Source organism: Rathayibacter sp. VKM Ac-2801 (genome assembly GCF_009834245.1).
Taxonomy (GTDB): domain Bacteria; phylum Actinomycetota; class Actinomycetes; order Actinomycetales; family Microbacteriaceae; genus Rathayibacter.
In genome coordinates, this window is record NZ_CP047183.1 from 746,228 (window position 1) to 760,860 (window position 14,633).

Here is a 14,633-nt window from a genome sequence, read left to right on the forward strand (position 1 = left end):
AGCTTCCTCGCGAGCGTCCTCCCGTAGGCTCCGGGCGACCCTCGACCGACCCCGAGCCGCGTCGCCGCGGACCGAACGGAGCCGATCCCATGAGCCCGCGCCGCCTCTTCCGCCTGCTGTCGATCGTCGAGGCGGTGACCTGGACGCTCCTGATCGTCGGGATGCTGCTGAAGTACGCGGCCGGAGCCGGCGACTGGCCGGTGAGCGTCGCCGGTCCGATCCACGGGTTCGCGTTCCTCGCCTACGGAGCCGCGGCTCTGGTGCTCGCGGTCAACCAGCGGTGGTCGGCGGGCGCGACGGCGCTCGCGGTCGTCAGCGCGGTCGTGCCCTACGCGACGGTCCCGCTGGAGCGCGGCTTCGAGCGCCGCGGTCTGCTGGAGGGGCCCTGGCGGACGCACGCCACGGACGACCCTCGCGACCGGCGCGTGACGAGCCGGCTCCTCCGCTGGGCGCTCGCGCGGCCCGTGCTCGCCGGGGCGCTGGTGCTGGCGCTGGTCGCCGTGGTCTTCGCGGCGCTGCTGGTGGTCGGCCCGCCCGGGGGCGGTGAGGCCTGATCCTTCGCGCGAGGCGCCTCAGACGGGGCGCGTCTCCGCATCGATGAGGATCTCGGCGGCGCGGCGCGCGTGCAGGGCGGCCTCGGGTGTTCCGGCGATGGCCGCGGTGGTCTGGGCGCCCTCGGCGAGGATCGCCAGCTGCGCGGCGAGCTCGGCACCGCCTCCCGCCTCCTCCGCGAGGGTCGCGAGGAAGCGCTGGAACGTCTCCTTGTGGTCGCGCGCCATCTCGGCGACCATCGGGTTCGACGAGCCGAGCTCCCCGAAGGCGTTGATGAAGCCGCAGCCGCGGAACGAGTCCTCGGAGAACCAGTCGAAGAGGAAGTCGTAGATCGCGAGCAGCTTGCCGCGAGGTCCGTCCGCCGCGGAGACCCGGGTGGTCACGCCGAGGGTCCACTGCTCGTGCCGGCCGTGCAGGACGGCGACCACCACCGACTCCTTGCTCGGGAACTCCGAGTAGAGGCGCTTCAGCGAGACGCCCGCGGCCGTGCGGAGCTCGTCCATCCCCACGGACTGGATGCCGCGCTCGTAGTAGAGCCGGTCGGCGGCCGCGAGGATCGCCTCGCGGGGAGGGCGCTCGTCGAGGATCGGGGACATCCCTCCATGGTAGGCGGTACCAGAACGGGCGTTCTCGGTCGGCTGCCGCGCTCGCCGCAGGGGGTCCGGGGGTCGGACGCTGCTGCTAGCGTCGCGCTCGGGTGCGCAGGCGCCCGGGGACGGGAGGCGGACGCATGGTCGTCGCGATGCAGGCCGAGGGATTCGACGGGCCGGAGGCGCTGCGCGCCGTCGAGGTCGATCCGGGGGAGCCGACGCCCGGCAGGGTGCGGATCGCGGTACGCGCCGCGGGCGTGAACCCGGCCGATGCGAAGCTCCTGCGCGGGATGTTCGGGCGCGGACGGGTGCCGGTCCGGCCGGGCAGCGAGGTCTCCGGAGTCGTGACCGCGGTCGGCGAGGGGGCCGAGGGGCCGCTCGGCCCGATCCGGGTGGGCGACGAGGTCGTGGCGTTCCGGGTCTCCGGCGGCTACTCCGCCGAGCTGGTCGCGCCCGCGAGCGCGGTCCTGCCCAAGCCCGCCGGGCTCGGCTGGGCGGCGGCCGCGGGCCTGCTGCTGGCCGGGACGACCGCCGAGCACCTCGTCGAGGCCACCCGCGTCTCCTCCGGGGACACCGTCCTGGTGCACGGGGCGAGCGGGGCCGTCGGCTCGCTCGCGGTGCAGCTCGCGGTCGCCCGCGGAGCACGGGTGCTGGGCACCACGAGCGAGCGCGGCGAGGAGGTCGTCCGTCGCTTCGGCGCGGAGCCGGTCCGCTACGGCGCCGGGCTGGAGGAGCGCGTGCGCGCCCTGGCCCCCGGCGGCGTCGACGTCGCGCTGGACACGGCGGGCACCGACGAGGCGCTGGACGCCTCGGTGGCTCTCGTCGCCGACCGCTCGCGCATCGCCACCGTCGCCGGCTTCGAGCACGCCGCCCGCCTCGGCGGGATCCTGCTGCTCGGCGGCGGACCGGGAGCCGATCCCGGAACCGCCCTCCGCGACGCCGCCCGGCCCGGCCTCCTCGAGCGCGCCGGTCGCGGGGAGCTCGAGGTCGTGCTCGGGCCCTCCTTCCCGCTGACCGAGGCGGCGGCCGCGCTCGCCCTCGTCGAGTCGGGCCGCGCGCGCGGCAAGACGGTGCTGCTCCCCTGAACGAGACGTCCTCCCTCGACCTGCCGGCCCTCGGGCCCTTCGACTCCGCCGGTGCCGCGAGCCTCCTCCGCAACCACGCCCTCCCCGGGGTGGAGCGGGTCTCGGCCGACGGCCGCCGACTGGAGCGACTGCTCACCCTCGACGGGACGCCGCGGCCGATCGCGCTCGAGGTGACGGAGACCGGGCTGCGAGTGGAGGCGGAGCCGGACGCGCTGACGCCGGCGGCCGAGGTCGTCCGCGCCTGGTTCGACCTCGACTCCGACGTGGTGGCGATCGGCGCCGAGCTCTCTCGGGATCCGCTGCTCGCCCGCTCCGTCGCGGCCCGGCCGGGGCTGCGCGCGACGCAGTACCCGGAGGCGTTCGAGGCGGCGGTGATGGCGGTCCTCGGCCAGCAGGTGTCCGTCGCCGCGGCCCGGACCTTCGGCGGGCGCACCGCTTCCGCCTTCGGCTCCCCCGGCGAGCGCGGTCTGCTGGCGTTCCCGGCACCCGCCGCCCTGCTCGCCCCGGAGTTCGAAGCGCTGCGCTCGGCGATCGGGATCACCAACGCCCGGGCGCGGACGGTCCGGGCCGTCGCCGAGGCCTTCGCCGCGGGCCCCGTGCTCGACCGCGCGGGCGACCTGCCGGAGCAGCGCCGGGCGCTCCTCGCGATCCCGGGCATCGGGCCGTGGACGGCCGACTACCTCGCGCTCCGGTTCCTCGGCGATCCGGACGCGTTCCCCGCCGGCGACCTGGTGCTGCGGAAGGCGCTCGGCCGCGTGAGCACGGCGGAGGCCGAGGCCGCGTCTCAGGCGTGGCGGCCGCACCGGGCGCACGCGGCGTTCCACCTGTGGGCGAGCACCGGGGCGGTCTGAGGGAGAAGGACGACCGGAGCCGGGAGGCCGCGCCGATCCCCGCGGCCGCGACCGGTCGCGGACGGATCAGGTCAGGTACTCGACGTCGTCGTACAGGATCGGCGCGTCCTCGGCGTCCGGATCCTCGAGCGGGACGTCCTCGTGCTCGAGGATGACCGCGACGCCCGGGGAGACCAGCACGCAGACCTCGCGATCGCCGGCGACCGTGAAGCTGACCATGTCGCCGCGGTTGCGCACGGCCTCGACCAGGCGCTTCTCGAGCTCCTCGGTGTCGAGCGAGACGGCGAGGAGGAAGCGGCGGCCGTCGATGCTGAGCGTGGTGCGCCGCATCGTGGCCTCTGGCTCGGGAGGCGTGCCGCGTCCGCCGCGGCCCGGCGTGACCGCCTTGACCCGCAGCGACGAGGCGTGCATCCGGATGACGGCGTTCACGAGCCCGCCTCCGGGCGCGACTCGTGGTGGCGGCGGCCGCCGGAGCGGCGGTCCTCCTTCATCTCGGACTCGAAGAGGTGGCGGCGTCCACCGGCGAGCTCGTCGCGCGCGGCGCGCTCCTGCTCGCGGAACGCGGCGTAGTAGGTGTCGTCGTAGTCCTCGACGATCTGGAAGGTCCAGCGCCCCTCGATGACGTTGCGGCCGACGAGCTCGGCCTCGATCCGCTCGGCGGTCGCGGCGTGGCCGGCCTCGCGCAGCAATTCGACGGCCTCGCCCAGAGCGAGGTCGGCCGCGCCGGTGAGCCGGTGGAAGCCGTAGAGCAGACCGCGGGCGTGCTCGACCGTCTCGAGCGCCTCCGAGAGCTTCCCTAGCGCCGCCACGGTGGCGTCGTCGAGACCCTCCGGGCGCAGGTGCGCGGAGTCGGGGTGGTCGTGTGAGCTGCTCATCCAGGTGAGCTTAGGCCGACCTAAATGCTCTGTGACCCCCTTGCGCCGCCGCCGGGAATGGTTCGTGCCCGGAGCGGCAGGGCGGTCAGGCGCACGTCGCGGAGCACTCCGTCGTCGGCGACGGCGGTCAGGAACGTGCAGGCCGGCTGGCGCCTCCGATCCGTGGGAGAGCCGGGGTTGAGCAGGCGGAGACCCGCCGGGGAGACGGTGTCCCAGGGGATGTGGCTGTGCCCGAAGACGAGCACGTCGGCGCCCGGGTGGGCGGTGTCGGCGCGGGTCCCGCGGCCGGTCGCCGCTCCGGTCTCGTGCACCACGCGGACGTCGAGGCCGGCGATGCGCGCGCGCGCGACCTCGGGCAGACGGGCGCGCAGCGGCTCCGGATCGTTGTTGCCCCACACGGCGAGCAGGAGCGCCGCCCGCTCCTCGAGCGCGTCCAGCGTCGCCTCGTCGACCCAGTCGCCCGCGTGCACGACCAGGTCGGCCTCGTCGACCGCGCGCCACACCTCGTCCGGGAGGGCCTTCGCCCTCTTCGGGAGGTGCGTGTCGGCGAGCAGGAGGAGGCGGACCGGACCGTCGACCTCGGGCGGAGCGCCGTCGGGGCCGGGCTGGAGCAGGGGCATCAGCGGGCGGGGCCGGGCGTCGGCTCCACTCCGCCGTCGGCGCCGGGCTCGGTCGCGGTGCCGGAGCTGCGGAGGCGGGCGTCGAGCGCCTCGAGGTCGGCGGCGAACCAGAGGTGGTCGCCGCGGTTCGACTCGACGACGAAGGCCTGCAGCGCGCTCGACTCCGCGACCGGCCCGCTGACGTCGCCGAGGATCACCAGGCGCTTGCCGTACGAGACGAACTTCTGCACGAACTCCCCGGCGATGCCGGAGCGCAGGCGGAGGAACTCGGGGTCGAGCCGGCCGACGGGCACCACGATCGTCTCGACGTCGCCGCCGTAGGTCTCGCCGATCAGCGCGATCGCGTCGTCCGGGGTCGAGAGCGCGCCTCCGTCGTCGTCGACGAGCAGGAGGGGGACGCCCTGGCGGGTCTGGGTTCTCATCGGGCCAGCCAATCACGTCGGCCGGGGAGAGGCGAGCGGTGCCGTCCCGGGCTCCGCTGAGGCCGCCCCCTCCTAGGCTGGCCCGCGTGAGCCCCGCTATGCCGCCCCGTCCGCCGGTCGGGATCGCCCGGATCGCTGTCGGCGCTGCCGCGCTCGCGGTGATCGGGTACGCCTACGGCCTGAGCATCGCGGCCGGCGACCCGAATCCGTTCGACTACTTCGGCTACTTCACGAACCAGACCGGCCTCCTCGCGAGCGCGGTGCTGATCGTCGCCGGATCCCTCGCTCTCACCCGCCGCCCGCCCCCCTCCTGGCTCGGGTACCTGCGGGGCACCGTGACCGCGTACCTGATCGTCGTCGCCGTGATCTACAACACCCTCGTGCCCGGCACCGGCTCGGCTCCGCCCTGGGTCAGCGCCTTCCTGCACGGCGTGCTGCCGGTGCTCGTCCTCCTCGACTGGGCGGTCCTGGGGGAGCGCGCACCGCTCGCCTGGCGGCGGCTGTGGGTGGTCCTGCCCTACCCGGTCGTCTGGGTCGTGGTGGTGCTCGTACGCGGAGCGACGGACGGGTGGGTGCCGTACGGCTTCCTGCTGCCGGAGAACGGGACGCTGTCGCTCGTCCTGCACGTCGTCGGGCTGACCTGCGCGGTCGTCCTCGCGGGTGCGACCGCGTGGGCGCTGAGCCGACGCCGCCGGAGGGCCGCGCCGGACCGGACCGCCGCGACCTGACCGTCGGCGTCGCGCGGCGGTCCAGCGGACCCGTGTCCGCGCTACCGTCGGGCCATGGATCGAGCGCCGCACCCCGTTCCCGCCGTCACAGCCGAGGAGTGGGCGGAGCTGCGCGAGCGCGTGCGGCGGACGCGGTGGGCGACGGAGTGGCCGCTCGAGGGCTGGGACGCCGGCACCGATCAGGCGCTGCTGCGGCGGCTCGCTCGGAGGTGGGCGGAGGAGTTCGACTGGCCGGCCGAGGAACGGCGGATGCGCGAGCTGCCCTGGGCGCAGGCCGATCTCGACGGGACGCCGCTGGCGTACCTCCGCTTCGAGGCGGAGGCTCCCGGCCGCCTGCCGATCGTGCTGACGAACGGCTGGCCGAGCTCCGCGCTCGAGCTGGTGGCGCTCGCCGAGCGGCTCGCCGTCCCGTCGCGCTCCGGCGGCGACCCGGCGGACGCGGCGACCGTGATCGTCCCTGCGCTCCCCGGCTTCCCGTTCTCGCCGCAGCGGCCCCGGCTCGGCGAGCAGACCCACGAGCTCTGGCACCGCCTGATGACGGAGGAGCTCGGCTTCTCCCGCTACGCCGCGCACGGCGGCGATCTGGGCGCGGGCATCACCTCGCGTCTCGCCGAGAGCCACCCGGAGGCGGTCGCCGGCATCCACCTGCTCGCCGTCTCCTCGCCCCGGCAGTGGGACGAGGGGACGCTCTCGGCGGAGGAGCGCGCGCACCTCGAGGAGCAGCGGACCTGGTTCCAGGACGAGGGCGCCTACGAGCACCAGCAGCAGACGCGTCCGCTGACCCTCACTCCGGCGCTCTCCGACTCCCCGGTCGGACTGCTCGCATGGATCCTCGAGAAGCACCGCGCCTGGAGCGACTGCGGGGGAGACGTGTCGACCCGCTTCGCCGCCGACGACCTCCTGACCCTCGCCTCGCTCTACTGGTTCACGGACTCGATCTCCACGTCGTTCCGCCCCTACTGGGAGTACGCGACCGGGCGCACGACACCCGTCGGGCGCGTCGACGTCCCGACCGCCGTCGCCGTCTTCCCGTTCGACCTGGTCCACCCGCCGCGCAGCTGGGCGGAGCGCAGCTACGACGTGGTCCGCTACACCCGCATGCCGCGCGGCGGCCACTTCGCCCCGCACGAGGAGCCGGACCTGCTCGCCGCCGACATCCGGGAGCTGCTGCGGCTCGTGCAGTGAGACGGGGCTACGACTCGACCGAGGCCAGCCACGCGCGCGGGGACACGCCGACCCGCTGCGAGAAGGCGCGGGAGAAGGCCGGAGCGCTGGCGTAGCCGAGCCGTGACGCGGTGAGGCCGACCGGCGCGCCCGTGCGGAGCATGCTCTGCGCGAGAGTCACCCGCCACTGCGTGAGGTACTCGACGGGAGGCACCCCGACCACCGCGGCGAAGCGGGAGGCGAACGTGCTGCGCGACAGCCGTGCCGCCGCCGCGAGGGAGCCGAGCGACCACGGCTCCCCGGGCGCCTCGTGCACCGCCACGAGCGCTCGGGCGAGCGCCGGGTCCGCCAGGCCGGTGAGCAGGCCCGCGGGCAGCCCCACCCGGCCGGGGTGGTCGAGGATCCAGCGGAAGAGCTGCATGAGCACCACCTCGAACAGGCGGTCGACGATCACCCGCTGACCGCAGCGCGCGGCGTCGACCTCCGAGAAGAGCAGGTCCAGTGCGGGCCCGAGGGTCGGCACCGACTCGAGCGGAACGATCACCACGGGCGGCAGGGCCGTGAAGAGCGGATGCGTCGCTCCGTCCTCGACGTCGAGGGTCGCGCAGGCGAAGTCGGACTCCTCCGTCGGGGCGTTGTGGAAGGAGTGCTCGAGGGGGCGGGGGTAGAAGAGCAGGGTCGGCCGGTCGATGCGGAGGGTGACGGGCCTGCCGTCGGCTCCCTGGTGGCTCACGGTCATCGCGCCCTCGCGGAGGACGTGGAGGAAGCCGCGCCCCGGTGCCGCGGCGAAGGATGTGACGCCGCAGAGCGGTCCGGCATGGAACAGCCGGGCGCGGACGCGGAACCGGTCGAGCAGGGCGGAGAGGCGGTCGACCGGGTCCATGGCCCCACTGTGCCGGACGATCTGCACCGAAGTCCAGACGTCTCGCACCGAATCGTCCGAGTGCTCGATCGACGATGGAGGCGTGCCCGGAGGAACCGGGCGCGTGATCAGAACAGGAGCCTCCCATGGCACTCATCCCCCTCGTCGACCCCGACGCCGCGACCGGACGCACGAAGGAGCAGCTCGACGAGATCCGCGCCGCCTTCGGCACGGTCCCCGCCATGTTCCGGACGGTCGCCCAGTCGCCGGCCGCGCTGACGAGCATGTGGACCGCGTTCGGCGCCTTCGGCTCCAGCAGCGCGCTCGGGGCTGCGGTCGGCGAGCAGATCGCCGTCGCCGTCGCGAACCGCAACTCGTGCGAGTACTGCCTCGCCGCCCACTCCGCCCTCGGACGCAGGGCGGGCGTCAGCCGCGAGGCGATGGCCGCCGCCCAGACGGGCCGCTCCGACGATCCGATCATCGCCGCGATCCTCGCCTTCGCCCTGAAGCTCGTCGAGGAGCGGGGGAGCATCGGGCCGTCGGACGTCGAGGAGCTGCGGGCCCACGGCGTGACGGACGAGCAGATCGTCGAGATCGTGGCGCAGGTCGCCCTCAACCTGTTCACGAACTACCTGAACGTCGCTCTCGACGTCCCGGTCGACTTCCCGACCGTCCCGCTCCGCCGGAAGGCCTGAGCCGTGACCGCGATCCTCGACTCCGGCGCCTTCGTCCTCGACGTCTCCGAGTGGATCGGCGGCACGGCTCCGGCCGACGCGGAGCTCCGGGGGAGGGTCGTGGTGATCGAGGCCTTCCAGATGCTGTGCCCCGGGTGCGTCGCCCACGGACTTCCGCTGGCCCGGCGCATCCGGCGCGCCTTCGATCCCGACGAGGTGGTGGTGCTCGGCCTCCACACCGTGTTCGAGCACCACGCCGTCATGGGCCGGGACGCCCTCGAGGTGTTCCTCGCGGAGTACCGGATCGACTTCCCCGTCGCCGTCGACCGCCCGGTCCCGGGGCGGTCCGTCCCCGCCACGATGGACCGCTACCGCTTCCCCGGAACCCCCTCGACCCTCGTCGTCGGCCGCGACGGCGTGCTCCGGAGCACGTTCTTCGGCGCTGTCGACGACCTCGAGATCGGGGCGCTCCTCGGGCGGCTCCTCGCTGAGCCGCGCCCTTCCGAGCCGCACCCCGTGACCGCCGCGGAAGCGGCCGCGGCGCCCCTCCCTACGTCGTCGGGCGCCTCCGCGGCGGCCGTCTGCCGGATCGACGGATCCTGCTCCTGACGCGCCGGCGCCCGCCCGACCACGACTCTCCTCCCGCCTCTCTCCACAGAAAGCAGACCGACCATGACCGCTACCTGGCTCCCCACCCTCCTGACCGACACCCCGGAGGAGGGCTACTCCCTCGCCATGAGACTGTCGCGGACCGGTGTCAAGCTCACCCAGCCCGACGCCGCTGTCCGCGAGCGCCTGCGTGCCGCGTACGCGGAGAACGCGGACAGCCTGATGGGCGCCTCCCAGGTCATCGCCCTCGACTTCCAGACCGTCGCCGCGGCGAACGGCTACTGGCGGTGACGGCGGCGGAGGGGCGGAGTGCCGATCCCGCGGCGGCGCAGATGCCCGCCGGGGTGTCGGAGATCCGCGGCGGAGCCCGGTCGCGGCCACTCAGCAGCGCTCCGGCAGCACGCGGCTGAGAGCGGCCGGAGGGTCCTGGCGCCCGGTCCGCACGTCCACGCGCCGCGTGCCGCAGTCGGCGCACCGGACGTACACGACGACGCCCTCGCTGGTCCGGTGGGACGACTCGGTCGTCCAGCCGTGCTCGTGCGGATCGACGGCGGAGGCGAGCGACTCGGAGGGGTGCGGGGAGGGTGATGAGGTGCGCATGGGAGCCACTGTGCTGTCATGGTCTTATGCAGCTCAACCCTTACGGCGAGTACGCGGTCCTGCTCGCCGCCTCCCTCGCGAACGAGTGGCCGTCCGACCGCGCGGGCATCGAGGCGCGCACGCGGGAGTTCGGCATGACGATGGCCTTCGAGTCCGGCCCGGACGACCACGCCCGGACGCGCGACGTGATCGTCGAGTGGCTGGAGGTGGTCGACGCGCCGACTCCGAGCGACCGGGCGACGTCGCTGAACCGCCAGATGGCGGCGATCGCCGCGTACCCGCGCTTGACCGATCACGACGACGAGGGCTGGCACCTGCACTACCGCGACCAGGACCAGTCCCTGGCGCACGTCCTCCACGCCGTCATCTCGGTGGGCACGGCGCTGCACCTGACGACCCGGGGGATGAGCCGCCTGCTGCGCTGCGAGGCCGGTCGGGAACCGGGCGACCACTGCAGGAACGTCGTCGTCGACGTGACGCGGAACGGCCGGCAGCGGTACTGCTCCGTCCGCTGCGCGAACCGGGCCGCGGTCCGGCGGCACCGCCGGCGGCACGCGGGGTGAGTCCGCGCGGCCCCGTCACTCCGCCGCGTCGGCGCCCGGCTTCATCCAGAACGGGGAGTAGTGGTAGCCGTCGAGGTCGTCGAACTGGCGCTGGTACAGGAACGGGTAGTCGTCCGTGTCGCCGATCCGGCCGCCCGCGGCGGCGGCCCGCTCGACGAGCTCGTCGACGGCCTCGCGGCTGTCGAGGTCGAACGAGACGGTCACCTTCGAGGGGGTGCCGGGGGAGCCGATCAGCTCCTCGGTGGCGCCGACGCTCTCGTACATCGCGCGGCTCGCGAGCATGACGGACGTGTCGGGACCGATGCCGAAGCAGGAGACGTCCTCGCGGGACATCCCCTCGTTCAGCGTCCAGCCGAGCGCGGTGTAGAAGGCGGTGGCGCGCTCGACGTCGTCGACCGGGCAGGTGATGAAGAGGCTCATGCGCTCACCCTCGCCACCCGCGGGCGGGCCGTCAAGAGCTCCGCGGGGGAACTCCGGACGGCCCGCCGGGAGTCAGCGGAACGACCGCAGCCGCAGGCTGTTCAGCACCACGAAGACGCTCGAGAAGGCCATCGCGGCGCCGGCCACGAGCGGCCCCAGGAGCCCGGCCATCGCGAGCGGGATCGCGGCCACGTTGTAGGCGAAGGCCCAGAAGAGGTTGCCCCGGATGACCGCGAGAGTGCGGCGCCCGAGGCGCAGCGCGTCGGGCACCCGGCCGAGGTCGTCGCCGACGAGCGTGATGTCGCTCGCCTCGATCGCCGCATCCGATCCGGCGCCCATCGCGATCCCCACGTCGGCAGCGGCCAGGGCGGCGGCGTCGTTCACGCCGTCGCCGACGAAGGCGACGTGGCGGCCCTCCGCGCGCAGCCGCTCGATCACGGCGAGCTTCTCCTCCGGCAGCACCTCGGCGACGACCTCGTCGATACCGACGGCCGAGGCGACGGCCTGCGCCGCCCGCGGGTTGTCGCCGGTCAGCACCATCACCCTCAGGCCCCGCTCGCGCAGAGCGCGGACGGTGCGGGATGCCTCCGGCCTCGGCTCGTCGCGGAGGACCGCGAAGCCGCGGAGCGCGCCCTCCCAGCCGACGCCGACGACGGTGCCGCCCTCGGCGGTCGCGCGCTCGGCGCGCTCGGCGAGACCGCCCGGCGCAAAGCCCCACTGCTCCTCCAGCCAGCGCAGCCTGCCGGCGACGACCAGGCGGCCCTCGACCCGGGCGCGCACGCCGAACCCGGTGCTGGAGCGGAATCCGGTCGCCTCGGGGACGTCGAGGTGCGCGGCCCCGGCCACGATCGCCGCGGCGAGCGGATGCTCCGACCCGCGCTCGACGGCGGCGAGCATCCTCAGGCTCTCGTCGTCGCTGGACTCGACGACCTGGAAGGCGCCGGTGGTGAGCGTGCCGGTCTTGTCGAGCACGACCGTGTCGATGCGGCGCCCGGCCTCGAGCACCTCCGGCCCGCGGAGGAGGATCCCGAGCTGGGAGCCGCGGCCGGTGCCGACGAGGACGGCGGTCGGGGTGGCCAGGCCCAGCGCGCACGGGCAGGCGACGACCAGGACGGCGACGGCGGGAGAGACGGCGGCGGCGAGGTCGGCGCCGGCGATCAGCCAGCCGAGGAGGGTGGCCAGAGCGAGCACTACGACGACCGGCACGAAGACGGAGGAGACGCGGTCGGCGAGCCGCTGGACGCGCGCCTTGCCGGCCTGGGCGTCCGAGACGAGGCGGCCCATCCGCGCGAGCGTGGTCTCGGAGCCGACGCGGTCGACGCGGACGGTGAGCAGGCCGTGGGCGTTGAGCACCCCGCCGGTCACGGTCGAGCCCGGGCCGACCTCGACCGGCACGCTCTCGCCGGTGAGCATGCTCGCGTCGATCGCGCTCGAGCCCTCGAGCACGGTGCCGTCGGCGGCGACGGTCTCGCCGGGGCGCACGCGGAGGAGGTCGCCGACGGCGAGCGAGGACGCGGGAACCCGCTCCTCCTGCCCGTCGGCGGCGACGCGCACGGCGTCCTTCGCGCCGAGGCGGAGGAGCGCCCGGAGCGCCGCACCGGCGTCGCGCTTCGACCGCGCCTCCAGGTAGCGGCCGGCCAGCACGAGGACCGGGACGGCGGCGGCGACCTCGAGGTAGATCTCGTCGTGGCCGGAGCGGCTGCCCAGCAGCTCGAAGGGCATGCTCATGCCGGGCCGCCCGGCGTCGCCGAGGAACAGCGCCCAGACCGACCAGGCGAAGGCGGCGCTGACGCCGAGGCTGATCAGCGTGTCCATGGTGGTGGAGCCGTGCCGCAGCGCCCGCCAGGCGTTGCGATGGAAGGGGAGCGCGCCCCAGACCGCCACGGGTGAGGCGAGGGCGAGGCACAGCCACTGCCAGTTCGCGAACTGGAGCGGCGGGATCATCGAGAGCAGGACCACCGGCACGGCGAGCAGGGCGGAGACGCGGAGCCGGGTGCGCAGGGCGCGGCGCTCGCGGTCGTCGTCGCTCTCCTCCTCCTGCTCCTCCGCGGGAGCCGCCCCGCCGGTGGAGGGGACCGTCGCGCTGTAGCCCGCGGCCTCGACGGCGGCGATCGCGTCGGCGGGAGTCGTGCCGGGCGGGAGGGTCAGCGTCGCGCGCTCGAGAGCGAGGTTGACGCTCGCGTGCACGCCGGGGAGCGCGTCGAGGCGCTTCTCGACCCGCGCGACGCACGAGGCGCAGGTCATCCCCCCGATGGCGAGCTCGAGCGGAGTGCCGGTGGTCTCGGCCATGTCAGCTCAGGGGAGCGAGGCGGTAGCCCGCGTCGGCGACGGCGGCTGCGATCTCCTCGCGGCCGAGCGGTCGGGAGGAGCCGACCGTGACGGTCGAGACCCCGTCGGGGGCGAGCGACACGTCGACGGCCGAGACCTCGGGGTAGGCGGCGAGCTCCTCGGTGACGCTGCGGACGCAGTGCTCGCAGGTCATGCCCGCGACGCCGAAGCTCTGGACGGACGCGGCCGGCAGGGAGCCCTGAGCGGCGTGGCCGACGTCGGAGCGGCTCGCGCCGCCGTGGCCGCCGCACGCGCAGGCGCCGCCTCCGCCGCAGCCGCAGCCTCCCGTCGATCCGCTCGCGGTCAGGCCGAGGTCGATCCTGGTGCTCATGGGTCCTCCTGTGTCGTGCGTCCGGTCCGATCCGGTCGATCGGCCCGGTGGGCGTCCGGTCGGCACGCCTGATCCGGCATACCCCCGGGGGGTACTCCATGGTAGGCCCGCCGGGCCCTCTCGGCAAGGCGGGAGGGCGGAGGAGGGATGATCTCAGAGGCGGCTCGGAGCCGCGCGAGGAGGGAGGGGCGCATGGATCCCGCATCGACGCCGCACTGGGGCGAGCCCCCGCCGCGCACGCCGCCGGTCGTCCCGCTGCCCCCGCGCACGCGGTTCGAGCCGACCGCGCTGCTCGCCGCCCCCCTGCCCGCCCCGGCGGCCGTCCGGGCCCGGGTCCGCCAGGCCGCCCCGGAGCGTCAGCGCCGGCTGGCGGCGCTCGCCGCCGTCACCGAGGGGTTCGCCGTCCTGCGCACTCCCGAGCTCGACCGGGCGCTGCGCCGGATCGCGGCACCCGCTTCCGCTGCTCCGGCCGCCGCGGCTGCCGTGCTGGCCGTCGGCCGCGACGGACTCGAGCTCGCCGCCGAGCGCGCGGACGCCCTGCGCATCGCCGAGTGGGACCGGATCGTCTCGGTGGGCGTCGGCACCTCGCCCTCGGGTGCCCACCGGGTCCGCGCGCTGGTGCTGGCGGTCCTCGCGCCGCCGCCCGCCTCCGCGGTCCTCCGCGCAGCGAGGCGGCGCCCGCGCACGGTGCTCGTGCCCCTGGTCGTCGCCGCACCGGCCGCTCTGGGCTGGCGCGTGGCCGACGACCGCACGTTCCTCCTCGCTCTCGACCGCCTCCAGCGCGCCCTCGAGGAGTGTGCCCGGTGAGGGCGCGGCTCCGCTTCGCCCTCGCAGCCGTCGCCGTGCTCGGCCTGGGCCTGGCGCTGCGGTTCGTGCTCACGGGGCTGCTCGCGGACCTCGCCGGCGGGGTCGCCTACGTCGTGCTGGTGGCGCTGCTGATCGCGGTGCTCCTGCCGCGGATCCCGGGCGTCACCGCGGCCGGGATCGCGCTGGCCTGGTCGATCGCGATGGAGCAGCTGCAGGCGATCGGAGTCGCGGCGAGCCTGGTCGAGCTGTGGGCGCCGCTCCGCCTCGTCGTCGGCACCACCTTCTCCTGGCTCGACATCGCGGCCTACGTCCTCGGCGCGGTCGTGGCCGCGGCCGTGCACCTCGCCGTCGCCCCGCGCGAGCAGTCCGCCTGACTCGCGTCTCCGGCGCGGCGCGAGCCTCCCGGGCCGCCGCCGAGACGTCCCTCCGTCGGCGAGGCGCCGCCGTCGCCGCGGTGCCTCGCCGACGGAGGCGGCGTCTGGGCAGACGAGCGCGACGCCGACCGCCGGAGGGGCGCGGTCTCTCCGCCCCCGCGCCCCTGATTAGGGTGAA

21 protein-coding genes are annotated in these 14,633 nt (G+C 75.1%); 11 read left to right on the forward strand and 10 right to left on the reverse strand.

Annotated elements, in window-relative coordinates; genetic code table 11:
- The first annotated feature begins 89 nt into the window (after window positions 1–89).
- Window positions 90–554 carry a DUF3817 domain-containing protein gene (locus GSU45_RS03360; protein ID WP_104225947.1) on the forward strand — a complete coding sequence of 155 codons (465 nt, stop codon included), beginning with the start codon at window positions 90–92 and terminating at the stop codon, window positions 552–554.
- Window positions 555–572: 18 nt separating this feature from the next.
- On the opposite strand, the gene GSU45_RS03365 is transcribed toward GSU45_RS03360, so the two are convergent.
- On the reverse strand, window positions 573–1,148 hold the full coding sequence (locus tag GSU45_RS03365; protein WP_159912722.1) for a TetR/AcrR family transcriptional regulator: 576 nt from the start codon (window positions 1,146–1,148) through the stop codon (window positions 573–575).
- Window positions 1,149–1,282: 134 nt separating this feature from the next.
- On the opposite strand from GSU45_RS03365, the gene GSU45_RS03370 reads away from it, so the two are divergent.
- Both GSU45_RS03370 and GSU45_RS03375 read left to right on the forward strand, forming a co-directional pair.
- The gene (locus GSU45_RS03370) at window positions 1,283–2,227 is read left to right on the forward strand and encodes an NADP-dependent oxidoreductase (RefSeq protein WP_244248198.1); all 945 of its coding nucleotides are present in this window, start codon (window positions 1,283–1,285) and stop codon (window positions 2,225–2,227) included.
- 20 nt (window positions 2,228–2,247) lie between these two features.
- Complete coding sequence (locus GSU45_RS03375) at window positions 2,248–3,078, forward strand: AlkA N-terminal domain-containing protein (protein WP_244248272.1); 831 nt, start codon at window positions 2,248–2,250, stop codon at window positions 3,076–3,078.
- Between the two features lie 66 nt (window positions 3,079–3,144).
- Here GSU45_RS03375 and GSU45_RS03380 read toward each other — a convergent pair whose 3' ends face one another.
- The 4 genes from GSU45_RS03380 to GSU45_RS03395 are packed head-to-tail and all read right to left on the reverse strand — an operon-like array spanning window position 3,145 to window position 4,995.
- On the reverse strand, window positions 3,145–3,507 hold the full coding sequence (locus GSU45_RS03380) for a hypothetical protein (RefSeq protein ID WP_159912726.1): 363 nt from the start codon (window positions 3,505–3,507) through the stop codon (window positions 3,145–3,147).
- Window positions 3,504–3,953, reverse strand: a complete 450-nt coding sequence (locus GSU45_RS03385; protein WP_159912728.1) for a hypothetical protein — start codon at window positions 3,951–3,953, stop codon at window positions 3,504–3,506. Before GSU45_RS03385 ends, GSU45_RS03380 begins: the two co-directional genes overlap by 4 nt.
- Window positions 3,954–3,973: 20 nt before the next feature.
- Window positions 3,974–4,573, reverse strand: coding sequence for a metallophosphoesterase (locus GSU45_RS03390; protein ID WP_159912730.1), 600 nt, complete (start codon window positions 4,571–4,573; stop codon window positions 3,974–3,976).
- Window positions 4,573–4,995, reverse strand: a complete 423-nt coding sequence (locus tag GSU45_RS03395) for a DUF4180 domain-containing protein (protein ID WP_159912732.1) — start codon at window positions 4,993–4,995, stop codon at window positions 4,573–4,575. Before GSU45_RS03395 ends, GSU45_RS03390 begins: the two co-directional genes overlap by 1 nt.
- An 86-nt stretch (window positions 4,996–5,081) precedes the next feature.
- On the opposite strand from GSU45_RS03395, the gene GSU45_RS03400 reads away from it, so the two are divergent.
- Window positions 5,082–5,723: a Pr6Pr family membrane protein gene (locus GSU45_RS03400; protein WP_244248199.1), complete on the forward strand. Its 642-nt coding sequence runs from the start codon at window positions 5,082–5,084 to the stop codon at window positions 5,721–5,723.
- A 54-nt stretch (window positions 5,724–5,777) separates the two neighbouring features.
- Window positions 5,778–6,908, forward strand: coding sequence for an epoxide hydrolase family protein (locus tag GSU45_RS03405; RefSeq protein WP_159912734.1), 1,131 nt, complete (start codon window positions 5,778–5,780; stop codon window positions 6,906–6,908).
- A 7-nt stretch (window positions 6,909–6,915) separates the two neighbouring features.
- Here GSU45_RS03405 and GSU45_RS03410 read toward each other — a convergent pair whose 3' ends face one another.
- The gene (locus GSU45_RS03410) at window positions 6,916–7,770 is read right to left on the reverse strand and encodes an AraC family transcriptional regulator (protein WP_159912736.1); all 855 of its coding nucleotides are present in this window, start codon (window positions 7,768–7,770) and stop codon (window positions 6,916–6,918) included.
- Window positions 7,771–7,895: 125 nt separating this feature from the next.
- Between GSU45_RS03410 and GSU45_RS03415 the strand changes: the two genes are divergently transcribed.
- From GSU45_RS03415 to GSU45_RS03425, 3 genes are all read left to right on the forward strand, one after another.
- Window positions 7,896–8,444 (forward strand): peroxidase-related enzyme, encoded by a 549-nt coding sequence (locus tag GSU45_RS03415; protein WP_159912738.1) that lies wholly within the window; start codon window positions 7,896–7,898, stop codon window positions 8,442–8,444.
- A 3-nt stretch (window positions 8,445–8,447) separates the two neighbouring features.
- Window positions 8,448–9,032 carry a TlpA disulfide reductase family protein gene (locus GSU45_RS03420; RefSeq protein WP_208543486.1) on the forward strand — a complete coding sequence of 195 codons (585 nt, stop codon included), beginning with the start codon at window positions 8,448–8,450 and terminating at the stop codon, window positions 9,030–9,032.
- 63 nt (window positions 9,033–9,095) lie between these two features.
- Window positions 9,096–9,323 (forward strand): hexameric tyrosine-coordinated heme protein, encoded by a 228-nt coding sequence (locus GSU45_RS03425; protein ID WP_159912740.1) that lies wholly within the window; start codon window positions 9,096–9,098, stop codon window positions 9,321–9,323.
- Between the two features lie 90 nt (window positions 9,324–9,413).
- Here GSU45_RS03425 and GSU45_RS03430 read toward each other — a convergent pair whose 3' ends face one another.
- Window positions 9,414–9,632, reverse strand: coding sequence for a hypothetical protein (locus GSU45_RS03430; RefSeq protein ID WP_159912742.1), 219 nt, complete (start codon window positions 9,630–9,632; stop codon window positions 9,414–9,416).
- Between the two features lie 26 nt (window positions 9,633–9,658).
- Here GSU45_RS03430 and GSU45_RS03435 point away from each other — a divergent pair, with 26 nt between their 5' ends.
- The gene (locus tag GSU45_RS03435) at window positions 9,659–10,195 is read left to right on the forward strand and encodes a CGNR zinc finger domain-containing protein (protein WP_159912744.1); all 537 of its coding nucleotides are present in this window, start codon (window positions 9,659–9,661) and stop codon (window positions 10,193–10,195) included.
- 15 nt (window positions 10,196–10,210) lie between these two features.
- On the opposite strand, the gene GSU45_RS03440 is transcribed toward GSU45_RS03435, so the two are convergent.
- The 3 genes from GSU45_RS03440 to GSU45_RS17435 all read right to left on the reverse strand — a co-directional run bounded on the left by GSU45_RS03440 (window position 10,211) and on the right by GSU45_RS17435 (window position 13,274).
- Window positions 10,211–10,615 carry a VOC family protein gene (locus GSU45_RS03440; protein WP_159912746.1) on the reverse strand — a complete coding sequence of 135 codons (405 nt, stop codon included), beginning with the start codon at window positions 10,613–10,615 and terminating at the stop codon, window positions 10,211–10,213.
- A gap of 72 nt (window positions 10,616–10,687) precedes the next feature.
- The gene (locus tag GSU45_RS03445) at window positions 10,688–12,904 is read right to left on the reverse strand and encodes a heavy metal translocating P-type ATPase (RefSeq protein WP_159912748.1); all 2,217 of its coding nucleotides are present in this window, start codon (window positions 12,902–12,904) and stop codon (window positions 10,688–10,690) included.
- Between the two features lies 1 nt (window position 12,905).
- Window positions 12,906–13,274 (reverse strand): heavy-metal-associated domain-containing protein, encoded by a 369-nt coding sequence (locus tag GSU45_RS17435; protein ID WP_348271959.1) that lies wholly within the window; start codon window positions 13,272–13,274, stop codon window positions 12,906–12,908.
- Window positions 13,275–13,466: 192 nt separating this feature from the next.
- Here GSU45_RS17435 and GSU45_RS03455 point away from each other — a divergent pair, with 192 nt between their 5' ends.
- Window positions 13,467–14,081, forward strand: a complete 615-nt coding sequence (locus tag GSU45_RS03455; RefSeq protein WP_159912750.1) for a hypothetical protein — start codon at window positions 13,467–13,469, stop codon at window positions 14,079–14,081.
- Window positions 14,078–14,455 (forward strand): DUF2809 domain-containing protein, encoded by a 378-nt coding sequence (locus GSU45_RS03460; RefSeq protein ID WP_159912752.1) that lies wholly within the window; start codon window positions 14,078–14,080, stop codon window positions 14,453–14,455. The genes GSU45_RS03455 and GSU45_RS03460 overlap by 4 nt, the downstream gene beginning before the upstream one ends.
- The last annotated feature ends 178 nt before the right edge of the window (window positions 14,456–14,633 follow it).

Excerpts from the sequence above, each read along its gene's own strand:
- GSU45_RS03360 (WP_104225947.1), top strand. The coding sequence starts at position 90 with ATGAGCCCGCGCCGCCTCTTCCGCCTGCTGTCGATCGTCGAGGCGGTG.
- GSU45_RS03365 (WP_159912722.1), bottom strand. The coding sequence starts at position 1,148 with ATGTCCCCGATCCTCGACGAGCGCCCTCCCCGCGAGGCGATCCTCGCG.
- GSU45_RS03370 (WP_244248198.1), top strand. The coding sequence starts at position 1,283 with ATGGTCGTCGCGATGCAGGCCGAGGGATTCGACGGGCCGGAGGCGCTG.
- GSU45_RS03385 (WP_159912728.1), bottom strand. The coding sequence starts at position 3,953 with ATGAGCAGCTCACACGACCACCCCGACTCCGCGCACCTGCGCCCGGAG.
- GSU45_RS03390 (WP_159912730.1), bottom strand. The coding sequence starts at position 4,573 with ATGCCCCTGCTCCAGCCCGGCCCCGACGGCGCTCCGCCCGAGGTCGAC.
- GSU45_RS03395 (WP_159912732.1), bottom strand. The coding sequence starts at position 4,995 with ATGAGAACCCAGACCCGCCAGGGCGTCCCCCTCCTGCTCGTCGACGAC.
- GSU45_RS03405 (WP_159912734.1), top strand. The coding sequence starts at position 5,778 with ATGGATCGAGCGCCGCACCCCGTTCCCGCCGTCACAGCCGAGGAGTGG.
- GSU45_RS03410 (WP_159912736.1), bottom strand. The coding sequence starts at position 7,770 with ATGGACCCGGTCGACCGCCTCTCCGCCCTGCTCGACCGGTTCCGCGTC.
- GSU45_RS03415 (WP_159912738.1), top strand. The coding sequence starts at position 7,896 with ATGGCACTCATCCCCCTCGTCGACCCCGACGCCGCGACCGGACGCACG.
- GSU45_RS03425 (WP_159912740.1), top strand. The coding sequence starts at position 9,096 with ATGACCGCTACCTGGCTCCCCACCCTCCTGACCGACACCCCGGAGGAG.
- GSU45_RS03430 (WP_159912742.1), bottom strand. The coding sequence starts at position 9,632 with ATGCGCACCTCATCACCCTCCCCGCACCCCTCCGAGTCGCTCGCCTCC.
- GSU45_RS03435 (WP_159912744.1), top strand. The coding sequence starts at position 9,659 with ATGCAGCTCAACCCTTACGGCGAGTACGCGGTCCTGCTCGCCGCCTCC.
- GSU45_RS03440 (WP_159912746.1), bottom strand. The coding sequence starts at position 10,615 with ATGAGCCTCTTCATCACCTGCCCGGTCGACGACGTCGAGCGCGCCACC.
- GSU45_RS03445 (WP_159912748.1), bottom strand. The coding sequence starts at position 12,904 with ATGGCCGAGACCACCGGCACTCCGCTCGAGCTCGCCATCGGGGGGATG.
- GSU45_RS17435 (WP_348271959.1), bottom strand. The coding sequence starts at position 13,274 with ATGAGCACCAGGATCGACCTCGGCCTGACCGCGAGCGGATCGACGGGA.
- GSU45_RS03455 (WP_159912750.1), top strand. The coding sequence starts at position 13,467 with ATGGATCCCGCATCGACGCCGCACTGGGGCGAGCCCCCGCCGCGCACG.